The organism is Lentzea indica (genome assembly GCF_012184385.1).
Lineage (GTDB): Bacteria > Actinomycetota > Actinomycetes > Mycobacteriales > Pseudonocardiaceae > Lentzea > Lentzea indica.
Window position 1 is genome coordinate 1 of the sequence record NZ_VSRL01000354.1, and the last position, 7422, is coordinate 7422.

6 protein-coding genes are annotated in these 7422 nt (G+C 66.7%); 5 read left to right on the top strand and 1 reads right to left on the bottom strand.

The features are described 5' to 3' along the window. The first annotated feature begins 174 nt into the window (after positions 1-174). On the top strand, positions 175-993 hold the full coding sequence (locus FXN61_RS45410) for an SMP-30/gluconolactonase/LRE family protein (RefSeq protein ID WP_167980011.1): 819 nt from the start codon (positions 175-177) through the stop codon (positions 991-993). Here FXN61_RS45410 and FXN61_RS45415 read toward each other — a convergent pair. Beyond that, positions 990-3179 carry a P-loop NTPase fold protein gene (locus FXN61_RS45415; RefSeq protein ID WP_167980012.1) on the bottom strand — a complete coding sequence of 730 codons (2190 nt, stop codon included), beginning with the start codon at positions 3177-3179 and terminating at the stop codon, positions 990-992. The two genes, FXN61_RS45410 and FXN61_RS45415, sit on opposite strands and share 4 nt — an antisense overlap. Positions 3180-3296: 117 nt before the next feature. Between FXN61_RS45415 and FXN61_RS45420 the strand changes: the two genes are divergently transcribed. From FXN61_RS45420 to FXN61_RS45435, 4 genes are all read left to right on the top strand, one after another. Continuing rightward, a complete protein-coding gene (locus FXN61_RS45420; protein WP_246293059.1) occupies positions 3297-4925 on the top strand; it encodes a circularly permuted type 2 ATP-grasp protein in 1629 nt (542 codons plus the stop codon). Positions 4926-4937: 12 nt separating this feature from the next. Continuing rightward, positions 4938-5885 (top strand): alpha-E domain-containing protein, encoded by a 948-nt coding sequence (locus FXN61_RS45425; protein ID WP_167980013.1) that lies wholly within the window; start codon positions 4938-4940, stop codon positions 5883-5885. Positions 5886-5887: 2 nt separating this feature from the next. Further along, the gene (locus FXN61_RS45430; protein WP_167980014.1) at positions 5888-6730 is read left to right on the top strand and encodes a transglutaminase family protein; all 843 of its coding nucleotides are present in this window, start codon (positions 5888-5890) and stop codon (positions 6728-6730) included. Between the two features lie 96 nt (positions 6731-6826). Further along, positions 6827-7369: a Scr1 family TA system antitoxin-like transcriptional regulator gene (locus tag FXN61_RS45435; RefSeq protein ID WP_167980015.1), complete on the top strand. Its 543-nt coding sequence runs from the start codon at positions 6827-6829 to the stop codon at positions 7367-7369. The last annotated feature ends 53 nt before the right edge of the window (positions 7370-7422 follow it).

The following is a 7422-nucleotide window of genomic DNA, read 5'->3' on the forward strand; positions in this document are numbered from 1 at the left end:
ATGGTACTGCACTGGTTACGGTGTGGGAGAGTAGGTCGCCGCCGAACATAATTTGCCCTGCGGGTTGAGCGCCACAAGCGCTCCCCGCAGGGCTTTTTCACGTTCAGCCTGCGAGCGGTCCGTTGGGCGGAAAGGACGATGCGCCCCGCCCACCCCTGTCCCTAGCGTCGAGGCATGAGGATCCTCGCGCTGTTGTGCCTCGTCCTGTCCATCACCGCGATCCCGGCCCAAGCCTCACCGATCCGCTGCCCGACGCCGGCCGTCAGCACGTTCCACACCGGCACCGACTGGTACGAGAACCTGGAGTTCGACGGCAACACGGTCTGGCTCTCGAACCTGACCGGCAACCGCGTCGAGCAGTACCGCCTCGACGGCACCTTCCTCCGGTCCATCAACCTCCGCGCACCCGGCGCCATCCGCCAGGGCCCAGGCGGCCTGTACGCCAACTTCGGCAACGACAGCCCCGAAACGCGCGACCAGCCGTCCGGAGTCGTCCGCCTGAAGCCCAAACCCGAGGTCTGGGTCGGCGGCGACACGCTCAGCTCCGCGAACGGCGCCGAGTTCGACGCCCGCGGCCACCTCTACGTCGCCGACCCGTTCGTCGGCCTCGCCGAGTTCGACCGCCGCGGCACGCTCGTCCGCCGCATCGACCTGCCCCTGTCGAACGGCGTCGCCACCATCGGCAACACCGTCTTCACGACCTTGGTGTTCGACCCGAAGTCGACAGTCGTCCGCATCACCGGCGACCGCCAGACCCGCATCGAACTGGGTGCCCCCGACAAGAACCTCGACGACCTCGCCGTCGGCCCGGACGGCAAGCTCTACGTCACCGCATACACCAGCGGCGAACTCATCAAGGTCGACCCGTGGACCGGCGCCCGCTGCGTCCTGCTCACCGGCCTGAAGAACCCGACGGCCGCGCGCTTCCTCCCAGGCACGAAGACGATGTTCGTCACCCACGCCTCGGGCAGCGTCCTGAAGGTCCGCCTCTAGAACAACCTGTTCGCCAGCCCCGCAACCGCTTGCGCATCGCAGCCGGCGAGCACCGTTCGCAGGTTCTCGGCGGCCTGGCGATCCGGGTACTTGAACCCGATCTTCGCGATCGCCGTACCCCAGGCCAGGTCGTCGGTGACGGCGTCGGCGAGCGTCTGCCAGTTGCCGCGCAGCAGGTGCTGGTAGGCAGGCCAACGGGTGACGATCTCGGCGAGGACCACCAGGTGACAGGCCTGATCGATGTCGGAGGACGCGAGCACGCGCAGGTAGAACTGCCAGACGTTGATCAGGCGTTTCTCTTCGCGGACGGTGTGTTCCGGCTGTGCGACGAGGCGCTGTCGCAGGTACTCGCGGACCTGCGGATGCTGCTCGATCTGGATGACGAGGCTGTCGGCGACGCTGTATGGCGCCGGTAGCTGCGGGTCCGGAATAGCAGGAGGCGGATCGTATTCGGATACTCTCACGTGCTTCTCGTCGTTGTGCACCGCACCCAGCTGGGCTCTGAGGACGCGGTCGACCTTGTCAGCGGTCATGCGGGGCACGCGGACAGGTAGTTGGACGAGCTTGCGCAGGAACGTCCAGCCCGGACTCGGGTCGTCCGGGTGGGTGACGACCTTGGCGTCGGCCAGTTCCCGATAGGCGTGGTCGATGTGCGACGCGACCACGATCGGGTCGAGTCCGAGCACGAACCTGGTGCGCGGGAACGTGTCCGACAGGAAGACGTTGATCGCCTCGAAGACCTCCGCCGTGGTGCGGGGCGTGCAGCGGTCGAGGTCGTCGATCATCACGACCAGCTGCTCGCCGTGGTGGGCCAGATCGGTCAGCAACTCGGCGATGTCGTGCTGCACCAGGTACAGGTAGCCGCTTCTGGCGTGGTAGTAGGGGTCGTGAACGGACGGATCGGTCGGCTCGCTCAGCGCCGGTCCGGCGAAGAGCTCGCCCGGCAGGTAGCGGGACGCGGGAGTGCGGTAGTGCCGCCACGCGGTCTGCACGATGCCGCAGACCAACGGCGCCGCCGGGATGGCGACGAGCCACCAGGACGGCGCGGTCAGCTTCGTGACCGCGGCCAGCAGGGATACACCGAATCCGAGCACGCCGAGTGCCAGCAACGGCGACAGGATGCGTTTGCGCAGCTCGCGCAGGACGTGCCTGCGGTCGACGCGTTCGACGTTGCGAGTGAACCAGTAGCGCTCGCACGCGGCGCGGTCGTCGCCGAACATCGCCCGCATCGCCGTGTCCGTGATGGCTCTGGCGAGGCCGGCCCAGACCTGTTCACTCGACTGGTGTCGCCACGGGTTGAACCCGGCGACCACGGCGTGCTTGGGCCTCGGTTCCTCTGTGGACTTCTCTCGCCGGTCGCGGCGCAACAGCCTGTCCGCCCGCGCGACCGTGAGTCGTTTGCTCGACGAGTCGGCCGGTGCCGGGTCTGACAGCTCGGCTTTGACCAGTTCCATGAGCGAGCTCTTACCGGAGCCCCACGGGCCTTCCACCGTGAGCACTGTCGGTCCCGTGCCGAAGAAGTCGGGCCGGAGTGTCTCGGCCAGCGTGTCGATGAGCGCCCGCCGGTCCAGCAGGTCCCAGTTCGCCACACGGTCGCTGAAACCGCGGGTGTGCACCTGCTTGGTGAGGTGCACGAGCGCGGGCGCGGGAAGTTGTGGATCCCAGATGCGGAGCACACCTCCCTGCCCGGCGGACGCGACCCGCACCCTGCCGTCAAGGCCGATGTACCACGACAGGTCCGTCGTGTCGTCATTCACCAGGGCGATACGGACCTGTTCCCCGCTCTCGGCGTCCCAGAACCGAATGCCATCGCCACGGCTCGCGGACACGATCATCGGACCAGGAGCCGCCATCAGCACGTTGATCGGTGTCGAATGCCCGCGCCAGTTGGACACCCGAGTGGGGCGGCCACGACGCACCTGGATGGTGGAGCCGTCGGTCACGGCGACGCCGCCGGGGATCGGCACAGCGGTTCCGCACGCGCGGACCCACAGGCCGGAGTCGGGTTGGTAAACCTCGTCCTCGCCCGACTCGGGGTTGATCACGATCGCCATGTCGTTGATGTCGAGCAGGACTTTGAGCTGCCCGTCCCAGTGGATGCGACGCTGCAGATCGAGGGGCGGCCCGCCAAGCCGGATCTCGCGTTCCAGCACTGCCTCGCGAGGCTCGGTGGACGCACTGCTCATCGGGACCCCCGGTGACGAACTTCGGCAACGTCAGCAACCTACCGATTTCTGTTTCCGGGAGGTTTCTTCTGGTCTGACTAGTGCAAAAGCAGCACAAACAGGGTGAAGATGTGGACCATGGAACGCCGAGCCCGCACCTCAGGACTGCGCCGCAGCCGCACGGTCACCACGCCGAGGCTCGGTGAGCTGTTCAACGGCTATCTGAATCCTCAACGGGCGCACGCCGGCGCCTACGACGAGATGTTCTCCACCGACAGCGGTGTGCGATCGGCCTATCGCGCGCTGTACGAGTCGGTCGCTCCGTCGCAGGTCAACGAGCTGAACGCGCGAAGTGAAGCCCTCGGCAGGGCGTTTGTGGACCAGGGCATCACGTTTTCGCTGAGCGGTCAGGAACGGCCGTTCCCCCTGGATCTCATCCCTCGCATCATCACTGCGAGTGAGTGGTCGAAGCTCGAGAAAGGAATCGTGCAGCGGGTGCGGGCGCTGGAGATGTTCCTCGCGGACATCTACGGCGACGCGCAGATCGTCCGGGATGGAGTGTTGCCGCGGCGTCTCATCACGAGCTGCGAGCACTTCCACCGCGAGGCGGCCCTCATCAACCCGCCGAACGGGGTGCGCATCCACGTCGCGGGTGTCGACCTCGTCAGGGACGAGCAGGGGACGTTCCGGGTCCTCGAGGACAATCTCCGGTGCCCGTCCGGCGTCTCCTACGTCATGGAGAACCGCAGGACGATGGCGCGCGTGTTCCCGGACCTGTTCGCGCGGCATCGCGTGCGCGCGGTGGGCGACTACGCGGTGCATCTGCTGAGGGCTCTGCGGAACGCGGCGGCGCCCAACGCGGCGGATCCGAACGTTGTCGTGCTGACGCCTGGTCTGGCGAACTCGGCGTACTTCGAGCACTCGTTGCTGGCGCGGCAGATGGGTGTGGAGCTGGTTGAGGGCAGGGACCTGTTCTGCCGCGACAACTTCGTGTACCTCCGCACGACCGAGGGCGAGCGGCAGGTCGACGTCGTTTACCGGCGCATCGACGACGACTTCCTGGATCCCGTGCACTTCCGGCCGGACTCCGTGCTGGGCATCGCGGGAGTGCTGAACGCGGCGAGAGCGGGCAACGTGGTCATCGCCAACGCGGTCGGCAACGGGGTGGCGGACGACAAGCTCGTCTACACCTACCTGCCGGAGATCGTGCAGTACTACCTCAACGAGAAGCCGCTGTTGCCCAACGTCGACACGTTCCGGTGCTGGCTGGGGGACGAGCGGGCGCACGTGTTCGACAAGCTCGACGAGTTGGTGGTCAAGCCGGTCGAGGGGTCTGGCGGGTACGGCATCGTGTTCGGGCCGGATGCGACCGCGAAAGAGCTGAACTCGTTGCGCAAGCGGATCAAGAGCAACCCGCGTGGCTGGATCGCGCAGCCCGTGGTGCAGCTGTCGACGGTGCCGACGAAGATCGGGGACAAGCTGGCGCCGCGGCACGTCGACCTGAGGCCGTTCGCGGTGAACGACGGCAACTTCATCTTCGTGTTGCCCGGTGGGCTGACCCGCGTGGCGTTGCCGGAGGGCAGCCTGATCGTGAACTCCTCGCAGGGTGGCGGTTCCAAGGACACCTGGGTGCTCGCGCCGAAGTCGTCCACTGTGGAGCGTGAGCTGGCGGAGCCAGGGCTGGCGGGTCCGTCCGAAATGGAGTCGACGGCGGCCGAGCAAGGACCGGAGCTGACGACGTCCCAGCAACAGCAACAACAGCAGTAAGGAGGCGCGCGAATGCTGGCACGCAACGCGGAGTCGCTGTACTGGATCGGCCGCTACGTCGAACGGGCGGACGACACGGCGCGCATCCTCGACGTCTCGGTCCACCAGCTGCTGGAGGACGCGACGGTCGACCCGGACGCGACGTCACGGCAGCTGCTGACCGTTCTGGGCATCAAGCCGCCGGTCGGCGCGGAGCAGTTCGACGTGTGGTCGCTGACGGAGCTGGTGGCCTACAACAAGGACAACCCCAGTTCGATCGTTGCCTCGGTCAACAGCGCGCGTGAGAACACGCGTGGTGCTCGCGAGGTCGTGTCGACCGAAATGTGGGAGTGCCTCAACGCGATGTGGAACGCCGTCGCCGAGCGGCAGCGTTACGCGCGCACGATGGGGCCGCACGCGTTCTTCTCCTTCGTGGAGGAACGTGCGGCGATGTTCGCGGGGCTGGCCGACTCCACGATGTCGCGCGACGACGGCTGGCGCTTCCTCGTGCTCGGGCGTTCCGTTGAACGTGTCGACATGATCGTTCGGCTGCTGCTGGCCCGTGTCGGCGACCGGGCGTCGTCTCCCGGCTGGGTCACGGTGCTGCGTTCGGCCGGCGCGCACGACACGTATCTCCGGACCTATCGGGGTGCGCTCGACGCGTCGCGGGTGGTGCAGTTCCTGTTGCTGGACAGGCTGTTCCCGCGTTCGGTGTTCCACGCGCTGCGCCAGGCCGAGTCGTGCCTGGAACAGCTGGAGAACCAGCCGTCGGTTCGCGTCGGCGCACGGGCAGAGGCGCTCAGGTTGCTCGGCAAGGCGCGGAGTGAGCTGGAGTTCCTGCGGCCGCACGACCTGCTCGACGACCTGCCGAAACGTCTTGCGGCACTGCAGAAAACGGTCCGTGACGTCGGCGAGGCCGTGTCACAGCAGTACTTCCACGTGGCGCCGTGGGTCGCCTGGACGAACACCGAGGTGGGCTGACCATGAGCTGGCGTGTACGTGTCGTGCACACGACGGGTTATGTGTACGAGGCACCGGTCGTGCAGTCATACAACGAGGCGCGGCTGACACCACGTGGTGACCGACGGCAGAACGTCGTCGTCTCGCGCGTTGAAACGAATCCAGCCACTCGCGCCTACCGTTACACGGACTACTGGGGCACCGAGGTCACGTCGTTCGACCTGCATGCACCACACACGGAGCTGAAGGTCGTCGCGTCGTCGGTCGTCGAGACCAGCGCAGAGATTGAGCCGATCACCACTGGCACGTGGGCGGACATGCGCGAGGAGAACCTCGTTGACCGCTACACGGAGTTCCTGGAGCCCACCCGCTACACGCCGCGCAATCGCGAGCTGCTGGCCAAGGCGCGCGAGCTGAAGAGGGGCAATTCGCCGTCGGACGCAGTGCTGGCCGCCTCGCACTGGGTGTGGGAGCAGCTCAAGTACCAGCCGGGCTCCACTGGCGTGCACAGCTCGGCCGTTGACGCGTGGCAGGAACGCAAGGGCGTCTGCCAGGACTTCGCGCACCTGTCGTTGGTGTTGTTGCGCGGCATGGGCATCCCGGCGCGCTATGTGTCCGGTTACCTGCACACGAAGAAAGATGGTGCGCTGCGAGAGACGGTGCGCGGCGAGTCGCACGCGTGGATCGAGGCGTGGACCGGTGGGTGGTGGGGGTACGACCCGACCAACGCGATGCCGGTCGGGCCTCGGCACGTGTGGGTGGCGCTGGGACGTGACTACGCGGATGTGGCGCCGTTGAAGGGGATTTACTCGGGTGGGGCGGCGACCGCGCTGGAGGTGACGGTCGACATCACGCGCCTTGCGTAGAGGTTTTCACCCGAACGAGCCTGTTCATTGGAGCTGGGGCAAGCCCTAGCGTCGGGGTCTATGACTGTGATCACAGCGACGGCGTGCAGCAGGGCATTGGGTGACGAGCTGCGCCGGCTTCGGGAGGCCTGCACCGACCTGGGCGGCGCCCAGATGGCCATGCGGCTGGGCTGGCACCCGAGCAAGGTGACCAACATCGAGAAGGGCAAGGCACGCGCCAGCGAGATCGACCTGGTGCAGTTCCTGACGATGTGCGGCAAGGACATCGACTTCTTCGAGGATTTTCGCCGCCAGTACAAGGATGCGTTCGACGAGTACATCGTGCAGGTGTCAGGCAACCTGCGAACGCTCGCTTTCGCTGAGTCCACTGCCAAGACGATCACCAGCTACGACGTGCGAACGGTGCCTGGGCTGGTGCAGACGCCGGAGTACGCCGATGCCCTCTACCGACTCGGCGGGTTCGTCGCTGAGGAGCGAATCCCGGCCGTTGTCCAGTTCCGCATGGATCGGCAGACAGTTCTGCAGCGCCGCAGTCGGCCGGATTGCTTGTTCTATCTCCATGAGGTGCGCCACGAGGCGCTTGATGTTCGAGTGAGGGTGAGAGGCCCTTGCCGCCTGGTCGTCGCAGCGGCTGGGTGAAGCTGGGAGCAGTCTGACCTGGGGAACGCCGGGGAGGGCGGAAAGCAGCTCTG